Annotated in this window: 14 protein-coding genes and 1 riboswitch; of the genes, 2 read left to right on the top strand and 12 right to left on the bottom strand. The window is 58.4% G+C overall.

The genetic code is table 11. From position 1 onward, the window contains the following. Positions 1-157: 157 nt before the first annotated feature. From ABIE53_RS23295 to ABIE53_RS23285, 3 genes are all read right to left on the bottom strand, one after another. Positions 158-1,615: a mechanosensitive ion channel domain-containing protein gene (locus ABIE53_RS23295; protein ID WP_192700474.1), complete on the bottom strand. Its 1,458-nt coding sequence runs from the start codon at positions 1,613-1,615 to the stop codon at positions 158-160. 108 nt (positions 1,616-1,723) lie between these two features. Next, positions 1,724-2,932 (bottom strand): NAD(P)/FAD-dependent oxidoreductase, encoded by a 1,209-nt coding sequence (locus tag ABIE53_RS23290; protein WP_192700475.1) that lies wholly within the window; start codon positions 2,930-2,932, stop codon positions 1,724-1,726. Positions 2,933-3,157: 225 nt separating this feature from the next. Further along, the gene (locus tag ABIE53_RS23285) at positions 3,158-3,880 is read right to left on the bottom strand and encodes a hypothetical protein (protein ID WP_192700476.1); all 723 of its coding nucleotides are present in this window, start codon (positions 3,878-3,880) and stop codon (positions 3,158-3,160) included. 299 nt (positions 3,881-4,179) lie between these two features. Between ABIE53_RS23285 and ABIE53_RS23280 the strand changes: the two genes are divergently transcribed. Then, entirely contained in the window at positions 4,180-5,760 is a 1,581-nt protein-coding gene (locus ABIE53_RS23280; RefSeq protein ID WP_310076462.1) for an ATP-binding protein, read from the top strand. Positions 5,761-5,836: 76 nt separating this feature from the next. On the opposite strand, the gene ABIE53_RS23275 is transcribed toward ABIE53_RS23280, so the two are convergent. Together ABIE53_RS23275 and ABIE53_RS23270 are read right to left on the bottom strand one after the other, a co-directional pair. Continuing rightward, positions 5,837-6,415, bottom strand: a complete 579-nt coding sequence (locus tag ABIE53_RS23275) for a YbhB/YbcL family Raf kinase inhibitor-like protein (protein ID WP_192700477.1) — start codon at positions 6,413-6,415, stop codon at positions 5,837-5,839. 186 nt (positions 6,416-6,601) lie between these two features. Then, the gene (locus tag ABIE53_RS23270; RefSeq protein ID WP_006047577.1) at positions 6,602-7,534 is read right to left on the bottom strand and encodes an MBL fold metallo-hydrolase; all 933 of its coding nucleotides are present in this window, start codon (positions 7,532-7,534) and stop codon (positions 6,602-6,604) included. Between the two features lie 277 nt (positions 7,535-7,811). After that, positions 7,812-7,971, top strand: a riboswitch (FMN riboswitch). A 70-nt stretch (positions 7,972-8,041) separates the two neighbouring features. Here ABIE53_RS23270 and ABIE53_RS23265 point away from each other — a divergent pair. Continuing rightward, entirely contained in the window at positions 8,042-8,542 is a 501-nt protein-coding gene (locus ABIE53_RS23265) for a 6,7-dimethyl-8-ribityllumazine synthase (RefSeq protein ID WP_192700478.1), read from the top strand. Between the two features lie 65 nt (positions 8,543-8,607). On the opposite strand, the gene ABIE53_RS23260 is transcribed toward ABIE53_RS23265, so the two are convergent. From ABIE53_RS23260 to ABIE53_RS23230, 7 genes are all read right to left on the bottom strand, one after another. Continuing rightward, positions 8,608-9,399 carry a glucose 1-dehydrogenase gene (locus ABIE53_RS23260; protein WP_107710440.1) on the bottom strand — a complete coding sequence of 264 codons (792 nt, stop codon included), beginning with the start codon at positions 9,397-9,399 and terminating at the stop codon, positions 8,608-8,610. A 27-nt stretch (positions 9,400-9,426) separates the two neighbouring features. Continuing rightward, positions 9,427-10,896, bottom strand: a complete 1,470-nt coding sequence (locus tag ABIE53_RS23255) for an FGGY-family carbohydrate kinase (protein ID WP_192700479.1) — start codon at positions 10,894-10,896, stop codon at positions 9,427-9,429. 34 nt (positions 10,897-10,930) lie between these two features. After that, entirely contained in the window at positions 10,931-12,013 is a 1,083-nt protein-coding gene (locus ABIE53_RS23250) for an ABC transporter permease (RefSeq protein WP_310076461.1), read from the bottom strand. 20 nt (positions 12,014-12,033) lie between these two features. Beyond that, entirely contained in the window at positions 12,034-13,572 is a 1,539-nt protein-coding gene (locus tag ABIE53_RS23245) for a sugar ABC transporter ATP-binding protein (protein ID WP_006047572.1), read from the bottom strand. After that, entirely contained in the window at positions 13,569-14,204 is a 636-nt protein-coding gene (locus tag ABIE53_RS23240; RefSeq protein WP_192700480.1) for a DUF2291 family protein, read from the bottom strand. The genes ABIE53_RS23245 and ABIE53_RS23240 overlap by 4 nt, the downstream gene beginning before the upstream one ends. 72 nt (positions 14,205-14,276) lie before the next feature. Then, the gene (locus ABIE53_RS23235; protein WP_006047570.1) at positions 14,277-15,221 is read right to left on the bottom strand and encodes a D-ribose ABC transporter substrate-binding protein; all 945 of its coding nucleotides are present in this window, start codon (positions 15,219-15,221) and stop codon (positions 14,277-14,279) included. 67 nt (positions 15,222-15,288) lie between these two features. Next, complete coding sequence (locus ABIE53_RS23230) at positions 15,289-16,086, bottom strand: GolD/DthD family dehydrogenase (protein ID WP_192700481.1); 798 nt, start codon at positions 16,084-16,086, stop codon at positions 15,289-15,291. Positions 16,087-16,102: the final 16 nt, after the last annotated feature.

Genomic DNA, 16,102 nt, shown 5'->3' with positions numbered 1-16,102 from the left:
ATTCGACCGGGAGATAAGGGAATTGGCTTGCTTACCGGTCGAGTATTCAGAGTAACGACGACGCGTTTATCGGCCCAGTTAAGCGCTGCAAAACTCCGTTTATCTTTCTACGTACACCCAACTAAAAATAGCCGTTTCCTTTAACGACGCTTAACAATCAGAACTTCAACGCATGCAGCCGATGAATCTTATCCAGAAGCCAATGGAAGCTGGCGTGCTCATCGTCTGCATGAGCGGCGTTCTTCATCGCCATCTTGTGCAACATGTCTTGCCGTTGGGAAAGCAGCCGGCACATCCGATGAGTCACTTCCTGGCTATCCCTCAATAGAGGCGTCACAGCGTCTTTACTCAATCTGTAAATGACACTCCGGGTGAGCGTCACGATCTTCACCTGAACCGGCAAACCCGCGAGTAGTCCGGTCTCGCCCATCGTATCGCCAGGTCCGAGACGCACCACTTCGACGGCCCCGGTAGATTGCTCCGTTGAAACACTCAGCACGCCCGAGTCGACGATTGCGAGACTGTCGGGCACCACTTCCGGCGTGAAGATCACCTGCCCCGCGTCGTATTCATGCCGCACCATGCAACTGGAAAGCATCTTCAACTCGTCGTCGCCGATGGCGGCGAACAGTTCGATGCGTCTAAGCAGGCGCTCCTCGGCGTTTGCCACAATGGCCGTGACAGATGGCACGCCTGGTGGCCGCAAAGCGACTCCCGCGGCGGTGAGGTGTCGATAGCAGAGGTCGTACAGTTCGTTCGTCAATGGCGTCTTTTTCGCCGTGTCATCCACGAAAGCCGTTGCTTCGTACTGAATGGAATGTATCGTCGATTTTCTCGCCTGCACGAAGGGAGCCGGTGTCGGCAGAATGGAACGCGCCGCAGCCAGTGCGCATTCAAGCGCTGCAATCACCGTTGCAGGCCGCTCGTCGGGCGAAATTTCCAGAGACACCGTCACGCCATGCAAAGCGTGCGGCCGGTTCGTATTGGTGATATTTGCCTTTGCCGCCGCGGCATTGGGAACGATGGTTACATTGCCGTGCGAATTGAGAAGATGCGTTGCTCTCCAGTTCATCTCGATCACCTTGCCTTCGGCGCCGTCAATCGAGATCCAGTCACCCACGCGGTACGGTTCCGTGGAATTCAGTACGATGCCCGCAAAGACATCGTGCAAAGTACTTTGAATAGCCAAACCGAGAATAACGGCCAATGTTCCCGACGTCGCAATCAGGCCGCGAACGGGTATTTCCAGAACGAATCCCGTCGCGGCTACTGCCGCGGCAAGAAACACCACGGCGCCGAATACGTCCTGAAACAGTCTCTGCTTGCGCCAGGTCTGCGGCAGCAGAAGTGCGTCGAGAGCAAGCGTGAACAGGCGGGCACCTGTCAGCCACCAGAATATCTTCAGGGCCTGCGCCGCTTCGTGAAGCAGCGACGCTTCAAGATGCGTAGCCTGTCGGAAGGGGCTGAGGCCCGCGGTGAAAATGCTCGCCGTGAACACGGCAAAGATCGCGAGCCGAAGCAATAGACGCGAAACGTCTTGCTTCGGCACTTTGAAACGCCACAGTGCCACGTCGATCAGAACGACGGCATAACCGAACACCAGCGAATCGCTCACGGACGCTCCGACGGGAAAAACGCGCCTGACGAGTACTCATGCCGCCCCCGCCCGGAGCCATAGTGAACGACTAACCGCGATGCCCGAACGCACTAACGTACTAACGCATTAGCCAAATGACGCGAGCGGGTCGCCTGCCGCGAGTGCATCGGCGCGATTCGGCGCCGGTGGATAGATCCACTGCGTATTGATCATCTGCTTGCGTGCTTTTCCTTCTGCATGCGTCAGCTTGATCTGGCGGTCCCAGCCTTCTGAATAGACCGCGCCCCACTCGCCGAGATCGAGACAAGTCGCATAAAACGGCTGGGTATACGCAAGCGTCGATTCGCCGATCAGATCGGCCGCGACATTGTGGCCGCCGAATTTGCCCATCACCATTGCGTGCTGACAGGACATCAACGCGTAGTGCCCTTGATCGTCGCTACGCACTCGCGCCACATCGCCTGCGACGAACACGCCGGGCGCTTCTTCCACGCGCAGATCGGGTGCGACTTCGACACGGCCAAGCGGGTCGAGTCGCGACGAAACCTGCGCTGCAAGCGTGCTCGCTCGCATGCCGCCCGCCCATACCACCGTGTGCGCTTCGATATGTGTACCCGAGGCGGTTCGGACGCCACTCGCGTCGACCGATACGACACTCGAGCCCAATACCGCTTCGATGCCCAGCGAAGCGAATGCCTCGGCGACGAAAGGCCGCGGGTTAGGTCCAAGATCGGGACCGATGTCGGCCTGCGAACCTACGACGATCACTTTGATCGCCGCATCCGGGCCGAATAGCGCGCGCATTCGTTTAGGCAATTCGGTTGCGATCTCGATGCCGGTAAAGCCGCATCCCACCACGGCAACGGTATTTCGAGCGCTTGAATCGGGCAGCTTCGCGAGTTCCTTCAGATGGTCTTCAAGTGCCGATGCGTCCTCCATGCAATCGACCGAGAATGCATACTCGGCGAGCCCTGGAATCGACGGCCGGCTCAGCTTGCTGCCGCTCGTAAGCAGCAACCGGTCGTAACCGAGCGTGCGGGTTGCGCCGCTCGCGGCTATCACACGCACGGTCTTATCGCCGACAGCGATTTCATCGACACTGCCCTCGACGTAGTTCACACCGACGGCGTCAAGCAGAGGCAAAAGCGGCGCGGACATCAGATGCGGCTCGCTTTCGTACATCCGTGGCCGGATCTCCAACTCGGGTTTCGGCGAGATAAGCGTAATGTCGATGTCGCCAGCCGTTGCGCCGGCACGGTCGCGCACGCGAGCCGCGCCAAGCGCGCCCCACACTCCGGCGAAGCCGGCACCCACAATCAAGATCTTCTGCGACATGATTCTTGCCCTAAGTTTTTAAATTGCCAAGTTGACGATGTGCACCGGAACTCACGACAAACCGAGCTCTGCTGCGCTGCGCGACGATCGCTAATGATCGCGGCGGCCGACTCATCTGCCGCCCGCCGTCACGACAAATCGTAGACTTGGTGTTCGAATGGCAGTAGGCACGCAAAGGAGATCACCGTGTTGTCTCGGGGACAACAATCGACGGCTTCAATGTCGTCAATTCATTCTGGCGAGCTCGGCTTCGAGCGTCGCATGGGGATGTTCGCCATCCTCCTTGGCAAGATTCACGATGGTGCGAATGCTCCACGGCGCTTCTGATCTGGACGCGTGTTGTTCAGCCGCAGTCGCGTGTTCCTGCATTGCCTGCTTTACGCCATTGGGAAAGGCAACCCTCGTGTCTCCCACCGCCGTCTGCAATACATGCAATACGGCTTGGCCAAACTTCACGCATTCTTCGCGCGTCGGCATTTTTCCTTTCTGCATGACCGAGTCTTTCCAGTCGTTCTGTTGGTGGCTGAGTAGAACGGGACGCCGCGCGCAGAAGTTCCGGTAGTTCAGCAAGTAGGCTTCCTGGCGATTTTGTGGGCTAATGCCCAGCAGCTTCCACGCGGCATCGAAACGCTCTTTCTTTATTCCGTTCTCGTACGCCATCGCGCGCAGAAAGAATTCGTGAAAGGCTTCGAGACTCGCGGTGCAGGACGATACCGATTGTCGATAGTGTCCATCGCGTATCGCGTAAGCGGCGAGTTCAAAAAGAATCTCGAACTTCTGCTGCCGCAATGCCACGATCTGCTGATGACCGCGCGAGCACTCGGATCTATACCTTCCGTCGCCGTCGGGTCGAAGATCCAGCAAAACAGAAGAAAGAACGGAATTCCCTGCGGAGCTTCCGTCCGGGTTGCATTCGAGGCAAATAATGGGAACCGATATCTTTGTCATGGCATGTCTCACAGTTGGATGTTGTTTCTCGCTTCTCGCCGCATCAACTCTTCTCTTCTCGCCCCACCAGCAGATCACGCGCGGAGGCGCAAACCTCGTTCGAGACCAGGTCTCGCTGGCACTCTATGCCCAATCAACCGCTTCTGCAGATGAGGTACGGTGAATGGGCTAGTACGCCAATCGCTCGATGGTCCGATGTTGTCCTGGCGGCAACACTGTGATATCCCGCTGGCGTCTTCCATGTTCTCACCGGCGCAACTAGGATTGCTTGTGACGCAATGTTTCGTCGCGGAGAGACCGTGGTATGGGTCTATTCCAATGCACCTGAATCGCGCAATCCGGAGTCTGCTGAGAAGATGAATGCCAAGGAAGATTTTTTGCGTTCCGGCGTGGTGACAAATAGCGACCGGCAGGACTACGGCGAGGCCATATCATTTGGGCCGTTCACGCTGTTTCCGGCCGAGAGGCGTCTCGAACGGTCAGGTTCATTCGTGCAAATAGGCAGCCGCGCGCTGGATATTCTTATTGCGCTTATTCAGAACGCCGGACAGGTCGTGGAGCGGCGCATGTTGATGTCGCATGCGTGGCGGAATATCGTCGTGGACGAAAGCAACCTGCGCGTGAACATTGCTGGATTACGCAAAGCACTGGGCGACGGCGAGGACGGTGCGCGCTACATTAAAAACGTTCAGGGCATCGGCTACTGCTTTGTTGGTCAGCTTACGCGTGAACGCATCGTTGTCGAATCCAGTTCGTTGTTTGCTGAACCGTCTTCCCGAGTACATTCCGGCGACTTCACACCAGGAGCCGCCTGCCCGCAAGGTCGCGACGAGGTCTTGCGAACGCTTGCGTCCGACTTGGGCAGACATCGGCTCATATCTATTGTGGGACCGGGAGGCATCGGCAAAACGACAGTCGCCATTGCTCTCGCGAAGAGACTGTCCGGAGTGTTTCCTTCGGAGATCCACGTCGCCGATTTGAGCGAAGTTACTCATGGCGATACGGTAGCGCTCACGCTCGCTCGTCTGCTTGGGTTAGGCGATCTTCACCACATACCCGTCGCATGCATCGCCAATTATCTTTGCACCCGGCGCGCGCTGATCATTCTGGACAACTGCGAGCATGTCATCGACGAGGTGACGTCGCTCACAACGCAAATCCTCGCGGTCTCATCCGCGACCTATTTCGTGCTGACAAGTCGCGAGGCGCTACGAGTGAAATACGAACACGTCTGCCGCCTGCCTGCGCTCGAAGTCCCGCCGGGACCCGAGGTGATTTCGATCGAACATGCGCATACTTATCCCGCCGTGCAGGTATTCATTCAACGCGCTCTGGAAGCGGGCGCGAGATTCCCGCAGACCAGCAAGAGCTATGCAGCCATTTCGGAGATGTGCCGCGAACTGGAAGGCGTCGCGCTTGCAATCGAACTTGCTGCGGCGCGCGTCGCGACGTTTGGCCTGGCCGGCACCATGACGCTGCTCGGAACCCGCTCACGTCTTCAATGGCAGGGATGCCGCAATGCGCCTGCGAGGCATCGGAGTCTCGCCGCATCGATTGGATGGAGTTACGCGCTGCTGTCGGACGAGGAGAGGTCCGCTTTCCGTCGGTTGTCGTCGTTTGAACAGCCGGCAACGCTCGATGCGGTCCTCGCGGCGGTGGCGAACGGAACGAATGGAACGGGCGATCTTTCGAATGCGATAGACGTAGTTGAAGGTCTGGTTGCAAAGCACATGCTGCACATCCAGCCCGGACCGGACGACTTGCCTCGCTATCGGCTCGCGGCTTCGGAAAGAATCTATGCACGAGAACAACTCAATCAGCCTGCGCTCGATAAGCGGAGCATCGTGCAATTGAACGGCGTGCAGAGGATTTGTATTTGAAATACTGCAACCGTTCACCGGCAGCCGAGCTGCCAGGAACGGTTGCCGATATCCTGGTTCTTGCACCCGTCAATCGTTAATCGTTAGTCGACGCGCGATGATATCTCGCGACATACTTCGCCTGAGCAATGACTTTCCCATGCATCTGATAGGCGACGACTGCGGGACTCGCCGCCGGGGCGACATCGATTTGCGCCACGTCGAGAGCAGACGCCGTCACGACATATCGATGCGATTCCCCTTTAGGCGGACACGGTCCGCCGTATCTGGATTCGCCGAAGTCCGTCAACGTCTCAATGGCGCCTGCCGGCAAGAGCTTCGGATTGCCGGAAGCGCCTTTTTCGAGCGACGACTCGGCAGGTGGAATATTGGCGATCTCCCAATGCGTCCAGCCGAGCCCGCCAGTCGGCGCATCAGGGTCGAAGATGGTCACGACAATGCTCTTTGTGCCGCGCGGAACGTGAGCCCATGAAATGCGCGGCGAAACGTTGTTGCCGTGACAGCCAAAGCCTCCGTACACCTGCTCGTTCGAAAAGTGCCCGTCACGCAGGTCATCGACCCTGATCGTGAACGGCTCGGCGCCGGCTATCGCGGGGATGACCGCCAGCGCCATCGACGTGCATAAAATTGCGGGCAACAAACTCTTCACTCTCATGATGCGCTCCGTTGAAGGATGAAAGATGCGTGCAACCGGTATCAACGGCACCGCATTGATCTGCCGCGGTCACACCAGGGCAAGTGACCGTTTGCAAAAAACCGCCGTGAGCCTTGTGCGCTCGTGGCGGTTTTCTGACAAACGTCAGTGCAATCTATACGGCGATGGTTGATCGTCGGGCACCGATCAGTAGTCCCACACCACCGGCACAAAATGGAAGCCGTTGTCCGTCTTCGCAACGTGACCGATGGATGGGAACGCGACGTGCGCTGCGGCCAGCAGAGCGCCGGTTTCAGCGGCTTCATTGAGTAGCGCGATACGCACGTCCGCAGCCAGTTCAGGATCGTGCTCGAAGCCGTTTTGCCAGTCGGGATGGTCGAAGTTGACCTCGAAAATCGCGTCGCCCACGAACGTCAGTTTTTCGCCGTTCGATGCGACGTCCACGACGCAATGCCCCGGCGTGTGTCCACCCGTCACGCGCGCCGACACGCCCTTGGCAACTTCCACGGTCTGATCGAACTGCACGATGTTTTCGCGGTAGAGTTCCGCGAACGTCGCAGCAGCCTTGCGTAGCGCCGGAGGAACAGTTTCCGGCATCACCGTCCTGCTGAAGTCCGGATTTTTCCAGAACTCTACTTCCTTCGCCGACACGTGAATGCGCACGTCCGGGCGCAGCTTGGCCCTGACGCCGGCAACGTTCAGGCCGCCGACGTGGTCCATGTGCATGTGCGTGATCACGATGTCGGTAATCGCAGCGAGGTCGATGCCCGCCGACTCCAGGCGCATCACCGAGCGGCCGGCGCGCGTGAAGTATTCGAAACCGTCGCCCACGCCCGAGTCGATCAGGATCAGGCGGTCGCCGCTGCGCACGAGCGCAATATTCAGCGCCCAGTCGAACATGTCGCGCTGCAGGAAGCGACCATCGAACCATTCGTTGCGGTCAGCTTCGCTCACGTTAGTCGACATGGTGGAGGTGGGCAGCGGCAGAACGCCATCGCTGATCAGCACGACGTCAACGTCGCCCACGCGCACGCCGTAGCGGGAAGACACGAGTTCGCCTGACCCTTCTTTGCCGACGTTGGCGATAACCGGCCGCACATTGCGAGTTGTTTCGCTCATGTTCAATAGTCCAATTGATTAAGTGGGGTGAGCCGCACTGCACCGCGCGACGCGGCTTACGAGCACGACTACGAGTGTCACGCGCTCCGTATTGCCTGCATTTCGAAGGAGCGTGTGACAGATAGTAGTCAGCGAGGACGAGCGCCAGTAGCATCGCGAATGCGTACACCATGTTGCCTGGAGGGCAACAATTTCAGGCGGGCGGAGAGTGAAATTTGGTGCGGGTGGCGCAGCAGATTTGCCGGATACGTGGTAATTTACGCACCGTTCTTCAAGAACACGTTCTCGGGGCGGGGTGCGATTCCCCACCGGCGGTAATCGTCTTTTGCAGACGTAGCCCGCGAGCGCTCTGTTTCGATATTGCTGCGATAACAGAGGTCAGCAGACCCGGTTGGATTCCGGGGCCGACGGTATAGTCCGGATGAAAGAGAACAGAACAGCCAGAATGCCCGCACTGGCGGGAGACGGCTGTTCTTCGCCCTGTTCACACAAAACAGGCTGAACTCCATGAACACATCTCACTCGATCGAAGCACAAGCAGCATTCGTTTCCGGCGGCAACCGCGGTCGCATCGCTTTTGTCCAGGCGTGCTGGCACCGCGACATCGTCAACCAATGCAAAACCTCTTTCCTTAAGGTCATCGAGGACTTTGGTTATGCGAGCGGCGACATCGATCTTTATGAAGTACCCGGAGCGTTCGAGATCCCGCTGCACGCAAAACGGCTGGCACAGAGCGGTCGATACGCTGGCATCGTTGCGGCCGGACTCGTTGTCGACGGGGGCATCTATCGCCATGAATTCGTCGCTCAAGCAGTCATTTCAGGCTTGATGCAGGTTCAACTCGAAACAGGTGTTCCTGTGTTCTCTGCCGTGCTGACGCCGCACCACTTTCACCACGGGGAAGAGCATGTGAAGTTCTTCACTGAGCACTTCGTCGTGAAGGGCGCAGAAGTGGCGCGCGCTTGCGGCGAGACAGTGAATAAGCTTTCGCTATTGCAGACCGCCTGACGCTCACGGACCGATTCCGATAGAAAGTCGCGAGGCAACGTGTCTCGCGACCTGCGAACGCGGCCTCAGGACATGAACATTCCGCCATCGACGTTCACGGTCTGCCCCGTGATGTACGACGCGTCATCGGACGCCAGGAACGCGACCAGACCTGCTACATCCTTGTCGCTACCTGCACGCTTCATGGGAATGTTCTCGACCCACTCGGCCATGAGTTCGCCAGGCTTGTAATTGCCCAGCAGCTTGCCCCACGCTTCGTCGTTATACGACCACATGTCAGTCGCGATGATGCCGGGGCAGAACGCGTTCACTGTGATGCCCGTTGGCGCCAGTTCTTTCGCGAGGCTCTGCGTGATGCCCAGAACGCCAAACTTGCTGGCTGCATAGTGCGGGGTATAGACGAAACCTTGTCTGGCCTGTCCCGACGCCGTATTGATCAGACGGCCCGCTTTCCCGGCACGCAGCATCCGTCTCGCCGCTTCCTGGCAACACAGAAAAACGCCTTTGGTGTTCACCGCAAGTACGTTGTCCCATTCCTTCTCGGTCAGATCTTCCAGCTTCGCGATCGTAATGACGCCCGCGTTCTGGACTGAAACATCAACCTCACCTAGCGTGGCCGCCACTTCCTCGTAGAGCGCGACAACCTGTTCCTTGCTCGTGACATCGGTTTGCACGGCGATGGCCTCGAAGCCGGAATCGCGTAGCTGCGCGGCAGCGTCGTGCACGGCTTTTTCATTCGCCGACACGCACACTTTCGCGCCCTCCTGCGCAAAGCGCCTGGCAATGCCCAATCCGATACCCCGGCTGCCGCCAGTGACAACCACCACCTTGTTTTCGAAACGCTGCTGGAATGCCATATGCCGATCTCCACTAATCGACGGAGCTCAAAGCCGTCGTATCCATTGCAACCATTGCTCGTGATTTCTTGCAGCCGCTTCGACGCCTGGCCCTGGTTCGACGCGTCGTGCCACCACGCGAGTCTCGCGATAGGCATCGAGCGAGTTGATTAATCCGAGCTTCAACGCGGCAAGCACTGCTGCGCCCGCAGCCGATATCTCGCTCAGCGTCAGCGTGCTGACTGGCCGGTTCAATGTGTCCGCCAGGTATTGAAGAAGGAATGGCCGCTGAACCAGTCCTCCGTCGAGAAAGAGTTCGCGCAACGGGACGTCGGCAGCGCGCTCCATGACTGCGATCACGTCCCTGATCTGATAGACGATCGATTCATAAGCTGCGCGCACGACGTTTTGCCAGGACGTCGAGAAATTCAGCCCGACGATTTGCGCGCCGCCTGGATATTTCCAGTGCGGGCAACCGATTCCCGAAAAAGCCGGAATAAGAAACACGCCGCCGTTATCGTATTCCGTGAACGCCTCTTCTGCTTCCGCGAAATCCTTGACGATGCGCAGCTTTTCCTTGAGGAACGAAGGCGTTGACCCCGCACTGATGACGATGCCTTCCAGCGCGTAATCCACCCGCTGTTCGGTGGCAAAGCAAAGCGTCGACACGAGACCGTGGTCCGCGGGCAAGGGCTTGCCGCCCACGTTCATCATGATCGAGGAGCCCGTTCCCATTGTCGCCTTGGCAAATCCGGGACTGAGGCAGCCTTCGCCAACGGCCGCCGCATGGGAATCGCCGATCATCGATACGATCGGCACGGGTCGATCGAAAATGCCGTTGAAATCGCTCGCGCCGAAATCGGATGCCGACGGACGCAATTCAGGCAGCCGCAGTTTCTGCAAACCGAAATCGGCGAGCAGTTCGCGATCCCATTCAAGTCCTGCAAGATTGAACAGCATGGTTCGCGACGCGTTCGTGTAATCGGTGCGATACACGTCGCCGTTTGTCAAACGGTACAGAAGCCAGCTATCGACCGTGCCGAAGCGAGCGGTGCCGGCGGCAATATGCGTGCGCACCCGCTCATCGTTTTCGTTAAGCCAGATGAGCTTCGTTCCCGAAAAGTACGGGTCGATCAATAGTCCCGTCTTCTCTGCAATGACCTGTGCCCTGCCTTCCTGCTTCAGACGCTCGCATATCGCGAGAGAACGTTGGCACTGCCACGACACTGCCGGAACGATCGGGCGACCTTCGTCATCCCACAGCACGACCGTCTCACGCTGATTCGAGATGCCGACACCTGCTATCTGTTTCCGGTCGCCTTTGAATTCACCGAGGCAAATGGAGACCGCTTGCAGTACCGACTCATAAATCAGCTGCGGGTCCTGCTCGACGAATCCGTTGCGAGGATGCGTACACGGTACGGCCACGAAACCGCGAGCGTGCACCTGCCCTTCCGCATCGAACACGAGTGCTTTTGTACCGCTCGTGCCCTGATCGATTGCCAGAACATATTGCATGTTGCTTTCCAGAAGACGGCTCAACTCGTGACGCTCACGCGGTGAGCGAAACCATGCGGCTTTGCAGGCGCTGCTGCAACTGATCGATGACGACAGCGAAGATGATGACGAGGCCCTTGATCACCATCTGCCAGAAATCGCTGATACCGCACATCACCATGCCGTCGCCGAGAATGCTGATCACACAGGCGCCGACGACCGAACCGAAGACCGTACCGCGGCCACCCATCAACGCAGTTCCTCCCAATACGACCGCGGCAATCGCGTTCAGCTCGAACGTCTGGCCGGTCAATGGGTGAGCGGTCTGCAACTGCGCAGTGATCACCAGTCCGACGATCGCCGCACAGAATCCCGAGAACATGTACACGAACAGCTTCACGCGGTTGGTGCGGATTCCCGAGAAGCGCGCCGCCTGCTCGTTGCCGCCGATCGCATAGATGCGCCGGCCAAGCGGCGTGCGCCTCGCAACAAAAATGGTGATGGCAGCAAGAATCACGAGAATCCACACGGGCATGGAAAGGCCGAGAATTGTGCCGTTGCCGAGGAATTCGAAGCCCGTATTGCCCAGAGCCGGATTGCCTCCGAGATCGGCGAACGTGCTGCCGTTATTCACGAGCAGTGCTGCGCCGCGTACGACATACAGCATGCCGAGGGTTGCAATGAACGGTGCCACATTGAGCGCCGTTATCAGGTAACCATTCACCGCACCGATGATCGCGCCGAGCGCGCATGCAATCAGCGTCACGCCCCACGGGTTGAAGAACACGACGTGATGATCGATCTTCACGCCTTCGAGCAGAAGATAGCCCGCCGCCATCCCGCTTATTCCGACAATGGAACCCACGGACAGGTCGATGCCGCCCGTCAGAATCACGAGCGTCATGCCGATCGACAGAATCGCGACGATAGTCACGTGTTTCGCCATGATCAGCATGTTGCTTGTCGACAGGAAGTTCTCGGTTGCAAGCGAGAACACGATAATGATCGCAAAGAGCGCAATGAAGATTCGCAGCTTGAGCAGGTTCACCGCCATGCGCGAAGCCATGTAAGCGGATTGCCGGTTGTGCTTGCCGTGAACCGGTTGAATCGAAGGAGTGCTGCTGTTCTGAGTAGTCATGGTTTCCACCTCATGGTGCTTCACACTACGGCTGTCGCGGGCGTTGACGCGCGCACGATGCGCTCGCTGTCAAACTGTGCACGTTCCATGATCGCCGTCAGCTTGCCGCTGGCCATCACGAAGACCCGATTGGAAACAGCCATTGCCTCGTCCAGTTCCGAGGTCGCATACACGACTGCAATGCCTGACTGCGCGAGCACGCTGATCGTCTTGTACACGTCCTCTTTTGCACCTACGTCGATTCCGCGCGTCGGCTCGTCCATCAGCAGTACTTTCGGCGACGTCAGCAATGCCTTGCCGATCACCACCTTCTGCATGTTTCCGCCCGACAGCGACGTGATCGGCGCATCCACCGACGACGCCTTGATTGCGAGGCGCTTGACGATATCGTTGGACGCAGAGAGCTGCCGGTCGCGTCGCAGTGCACCGAACGCGAGACGGCGAGTGAATCTGGACAGACTGGACAGCGTCATGTTTTCGAGGATCGACATGAGCTGCACCATCCCCTGCTTCTGTCTGTCTTCGGGTACGAGCGCAATGCCCGCCTCGATCCGTTTCGGAATTGGCAGATCTTCGATTGCCTTGCCGGCGAGTTCTATTTCGCCGAGAGCCAGCGGCTGCGCGCCGAGTAAAGACTCGAGCAGTTCAGTGCGGCCGGCGCCCATCAAGCCGTAAATTCCAATGACTTCTCCGGCCCTGACGGAAAACGAAACATGGTCAACCGCGTAGATGCCATTCGAGCGCTTCAGCGCAAGGTCCTTGACCTTCAGGACTTCCTCGCCGATTGCGTGCTGCTCGAATGCGAAACGCTTCTTCGACGATCCGACCATCGCTTCGATGATCCAGGGAATGTCGATATTCGCGATGTCGTCTTCTGCGACGAGGCGCCCATTGCGCAATACCGTAATGCAATCCCCGATCGCCATGATTTCCTCAAGACGATGCGAGATGTAAATGACCGTGACGCCCTCTTCCTTGAGCTGCGCAATGATCTTGAAGAGAATCTCGACTTCCGTCTTCGAGAGCGCGGAAGTCGGCTCGTCCATGATGAGCACCTTGATGTGCTTGGAGAGCGCCTTTGCAATTTCGACCAGTTGCTGTTGCCCGACGTAGAGATCGCCGAGCCGCATGCGCGGGTCGATTGGAATCTGCAGACGGTTAAGCAGTACTTTCGCCTGATGGTTCTCGTCCTTCGTGCGGATTACACCGGAACTGGTCAACTCATTCCCTGCGAAGATGTTCTCCGCCACGGTCATATCGGGAAAGAGGTTCAATTCCTGGAAGATGATGCCGATGCCGTGCTTTTCGGCGCTACGCACGTCCGTGATGTGGGCAATCTTTTCATCGACCCATATCTCTCCCGATGTCGGCGTCTCGGCACCGGCGAGCAGCTTCATCAGCGTCGATTTGCCGGCGCCGTTTTCGCCGATCAACACATTGACCTTGCCGCGTCGCACCTTGTAGTCGACTTCGACCAACGCAGCGGTGCCCGGATAGACCTTGGACAGTCCGCGCGTCTCGATCACGTTGGCGGGATTCATGGTGTGCGGTTGGTTCATTTCCATGTCACCGGAATTGCGCGGATTTCGCCCGTCGGTTCGCTCCAACTGCTGAATACCGCGGCTACGTCGACCGTGTCGCCCACTTTAGGCTTGAGCGACTTTTGCGCTCGCGCGACCACCAGCTTGTTCAGGTCCTGTCCGAATACGGCGAAACGCGTCTGATCGTCGAAGTCGCTGTACTTGACGCCGGGGAATCCGTCGCGCACGCCAGTACCGATCACGACCGGCCCCGTCTCGAGTGCGACATGGACGGGCTCGCCGCCCGAAGCGGGCGTGACATCGACGAATACCTTCCCAACGCGCGACGAAGTGTCGACCTTGATAACCTTGCCCTGCACGCGTATCCAGAAGTTGCATGGAAAAGCCGCGCTTTGGCGAAAGCCGTACTCCTTGCAGGCGTTCTCGAAGTTCTGACCGGCAGCGCCGATCACCTGTGCAGCGGGCCTGGCATTCTTGTCCGCATACGGAATCAGTTGTTCATTCAGGATCTTTTCCGGGTCCGGGCCTTGATGCTGGCCCTGACTGCGAATCTGGGCCAGCTCGGTATCCGTCACGACGTGACACCCGGCAACTGAAACGAGAGCGACGACCACCAGCGCGAACCTGGCTACAGATGGGGAAAACACCATGACAACCTCTCCTGACGACACGTCAACAGGTGCAGCGCCGGCCGCACCCGCCTACTTGAAAAGCTGGCGCGCTTACTTGTTGTAGTAGAAGTCTTTGACGTGCGACGCGTTGTCCTTCGTAATCAGGATGCCGCGCGTGAGCTGGCGCTCCGGTTCGCCGGTCTTGCCCGTCGTGATGTACTTGTTGAGCAGGTCGACGCCGTGAATCGCGAGGCCCTGCGCTTGCAACATGACGCTCGCCTTCAACTTGCCTTGCATGAGCGAATCGCGCTCGTCATTACTGCCGTCGATACCCATCACGACAACGTCTTTCTTGCCGGCGGATTCGAGCGACGCAATCGCGCCGAGGGCCACGGGCCCATTGCCGCAGATCACGCCCTTGATGTTCGGATGTTCCTGCAGGATCGAGTCCATTGCCTGCTTGCCGGGCAGCAGCGCGCCCTTGGCATCCTGACGCGCAACCATCTTGAGATCCGGATACTGGTCAAGCACCTGGTGGAAAGCCTGCGAACGGGTCACACAATTCTTGTCTGCCTGATTGCAGGTGAGCTCCACATATTCGCCCTTTTCGCCGATCGCTTCCACGAACTTCTGCGCGACTTCAGTACCCGCCTGCAGATTGTTGTGGCTCAGTTGTGCGATGGCAATGCCATCCTTCGGGATCTCGCGGTTGATCAGCACGACCGGCACCTTCTTTTCCTGCGCGGTGCGAACCGTGGCGACGCTACTGTTCGAATCCGCATTGTCGAGAATGATGCCCTTCACGCCTTTGCCGATCACCAGATTGACCAGTTCATTCTGCTTGTTCACATCCTCGCCGTGCGACAGCACGATGGTGTCGTAGCCAAGCTTCTTCGCCTCGGTGTCGGCGCCCCTGGCTTCGGCGGCGTAATACGGATTGTCGAGCGCGTTCACCAGAATGGCGATGGTTCCTTTAGAAGCGGCGAGTGCATCGACGGAATGAACCGCTGCGAACGAAGCAGCGACGGCAGCAACAAGTGCGATCTTCTTCAGCATTTTTTGTCTCCAGATTGATCTCTTTCTTAACGTGTTGCAGCCTCGGACCGGCTGCGCTCGAACTGCATCAGCAGATGGTGTATCCCCCATCGATCATGATGTCAGCGCCGGTGATCATGTCCGCTCCATTCGAGAGCAGAAACAGAATGGCCGCGGCAATCTCATCCGTGTACGCAAAGCGTCCGACGGGTATTAGCTTCTTCATCGCTTCGCCCTTTTCGCCCTCCCAGGCGGCTGCGCCCATCGGCGTCAGCACAACGGTCGGCGAAACGGTATTCACCGTTATTCCGCGCAACGCCCATTCTTTGGCCAGCACTTTCGTCATACCGATCAGCCCGGCCTTGGCAGACGTGTACGCACAATGCTTGTCGATCGCCACGGTTGCAGCCTGCGAAGCAATATTGACGATCTTGCCTCCGTGGCCGCTCGCGAGAACATGCCGCGCGAAATGCTTCGCGCACAGGAACGGACCCGTGAGGTTCACGCCGATCTGCTGCTGCCATTCGTCGACAGCGATGTCTTCGGCTGCCGTCAGCGTGATGCAGCCGGCCGCATTGACGAGCAGATGAAGATCGCCGAAGTGGCTGAGCGCAGCCTTCATTGCCTTTTCGACGTCGGCCTCGTTAGCGACGTCGCATGGAAACGCCCGGGCGTTAGCGGCTCCGAGTTCTTCGATCGCCGCCTGCACGCGCGGCTCTTCGAAGCTCGGATAGAAGATCGCAACGCGGGCACCCTTCGCGATAAGCGCTGCGTTCGTCGCCATCGCGATACCGCCCAGACCACCCGTGACGACGGCGACCTTGCCGTCGAGCCGGAAGTCGAAGTCGACGCCATGACGCAGCGACATGTCGTACTGAATTGCCATTCCAGTGTCTCCTTGA

The organism is Paraburkholderia sp. OAS925, from assembly GCF_040543975.1.
Classification (GTDB): Bacteria; Pseudomonadota; Gammaproteobacteria; order Burkholderiales; family Burkholderiaceae; genus Paraburkholderia; species Paraburkholderia graminis.
This window is presented reverse-complemented; position numbering and strand designations above follow the sequence as displayed.

Excerpts from the sequence above, each read along its gene's own strand:
- ABIE53_RS23290 (WP_192700475.1), bottom strand. The coding sequence starts at position 2,932 with ATGTCGCAGAAGATCTTGATTGTGGGTGCCGGCTTCGCCGGAGTGTGG.
- ABIE53_RS23285 (WP_192700476.1), bottom strand. The coding sequence starts at position 3,880 with ATGACAAAGATATCGGTTCCCATTATTTGCCTCGAATGCAACCCGGAC.
- ABIE53_RS23275 (WP_192700477.1), bottom strand. The coding sequence starts at position 6,415 with ATGAGAGTGAAGAGTTTGTTGCCCGCAATTTTATGCACGTCGATGGCG.
- ABIE53_RS23270 (WP_006047577.1), bottom strand. The coding sequence starts at position 7,534 with ATGAGCGAAACAACTCGCAATGTGCGGCCGGTTATCGCCAACGTCGGC.
- ABIE53_RS23265 (WP_192700478.1), top strand. The coding sequence starts at position 8,042 with ATGAACACATCTCACTCGATCGAAGCACAAGCAGCATTCGTTTCCGGC.
- ABIE53_RS23260 (WP_107710440.1), bottom strand. The coding sequence starts at position 9,399 with ATGGCATTCCAGCAGCGTTTCGAAAACAAGGTGGTGGTTGTCACTGGC.
- ABIE53_RS23255 (WP_192700479.1), bottom strand. The coding sequence starts at position 10,896 with ATGCAATATGTTCTGGCAATCGATCAGGGCACGAGCGGTACAAAAGCA.
- ABIE53_RS23250 (WP_310076461.1), bottom strand. The coding sequence starts at position 12,013 with ATGACTACTCAGAACAGCAGCACTCCTTCGATTCAACCGGTTCACGGC.
- ABIE53_RS23245 (WP_006047572.1), bottom strand. The coding sequence starts at position 13,572 with ATGAACCAACCGCACACCATGAATCCCGCCAACGTGATCGAGACGCGC.
- ABIE53_RS23240 (WP_192700480.1), bottom strand. The coding sequence starts at position 14,204 with ATGGTGTTTTCCCCATCTGTAGCCAGGTTCGCGCTGGTGGTCGTCGCT.
- ABIE53_RS23235 (WP_006047570.1), bottom strand. The coding sequence starts at position 15,221 with ATGCTGAAGAAGATCGCACTTGTTGCTGCCGTCGCTGCTTCGTTCGCA.
- ABIE53_RS23230 (WP_192700481.1), bottom strand. The coding sequence starts at position 16,086 with ATGGCAATTCAGTACGACATGTCGCTGCGTCATGGCGTCGACTTCGAC.